Origin of the sequence: Paenibacillus luteus (genome assembly GCF_006542765.1) — a bacterium.
In the GTDB taxonomy this organism is placed as follows: Bacteria; Bacillota; Bacilli; order Paenibacillales; family Paenibacillaceae; genus Pristimantibacillus; species Pristimantibacillus luteus.
Genome location: NZ_SKCD01000071.1, coordinates 1 through 1,273, shown reverse-complemented (window position 1 = coordinate 1,273; position 1,273 = coordinate 1). Strand labels below are relative to the sequence as shown.

The 1,273-nt window shown below is 48.5% G+C and carries 1 protein-coding gene; it reads right to left on the bottom strand.

What is annotated here, in order from left to right:
• Window positions 1-39: 39 nt before the first annotated feature.
• Window positions 40-1,273 (bottom strand): ISNCY family transposase (locus E0496_RS31900; protein ID WP_141505992.1); only part of this gene is annotated, 1,234 nt, incomplete at its 5' end.

Here is a 1,273-nt window from a genome sequence, read left to right as displayed (position 1 = left end):
GTGCTATGAAAATGTCACTCTTTAGTTTGGAGGCCGCCCTTACCAGGAGGCCTCTGAATAATGGTTATGTTGTGAATACATGACGTCTTGGAACGAACTTCGTTTTGTGTTAATCTTAGTTTCGTTGCTATCATACGTGGTTTTCCACGGATGGTCTTTGGCGGGTTTGCGTGGCTGCGCAGAACTCGCTTTTTTTGTTTGTTTTTGCTTTCGCGTTGGTTCTTCTATTTTCTTGAGAAGAAAAGCACGACCATGACGCCAGACGAATAGGTTTCCTGTAAGCGTCTCACGAACTTCCACCACTGTTTTAGAGTCAAAACGCTGGGTTGAGGAATCGGCAAAGGTATAGGTGTGGCCACCATATGAGAGCGTATGACCGACCCCAAGCGTTCGGTACTCTCGAATGGTAAATACATGCTCGAGTTGAATATCCGCACTAAGCTTCATATAGGCTGTTTCACTTGATCGTGGGGCTACTGCAAATTGCTCATTATGCTTCTGAATGAGCTGAGGCAAGACTTGGTTAGCGGCCTCCATTGTAGTGATGCCAAGCAGCCGAAGCTCAATGACCAAACGGTCTTGCAGTGTTACCCAGAGGCGTTCAACACGGCCCTTGGCTTGCGGTGTGACTGCTTTAATGTGTTCAACGTCCAGTTCGGCCATCGCTTTTCCAAAGTTCGAAAGAGGCTTAGATTCACCCGCAAGTTCTTGTTCAACGGTAAGCTTCTCTTTTGGTGAGCGGAAAATGGTATGGCGATCACTGTAAAGACCAAGGGGAATGCCGTATTTGGCAATACCTTGTTGCATGACAACCGAGTATCCCTCACGGCATTCGTTAGGCCGAAAAGCAGCTCCAACGACGATCCCTGTTGCATCATCAATAGCAGCATGCAAGGCAAAGGCGGGAGTGCGGTCTTCCAGCCAGGCATAAGGAGTTGCGTCGATCTGCCAGAGCATGCCTGCTTGTGCTCTACGCTGGCGAGGCTGGTGAGCCTTCGTTCGGCGTCTTTGCTTGGCAGTTTTGAGTCCTTTAGCGAGCAAAATACGCCTCACACTGGAACTGCTCAGTTCTATATCCTCGTGTTCTTGAAGCAACTCTGCAAAGTGGCAGCTGTTGCTGCCATGATATTTCGCTGTGTATAACTCGGCTGCTCGATCTTTCATGTCATCACTTAATGCGTGTACCGGCGTCCTTCCGCGATTTTTGTGGGCAATGCCTTGTTCTCCTTCTGCCTTATATTTGTTCTTTAGCCGAATGATTTGCCTAACGGAA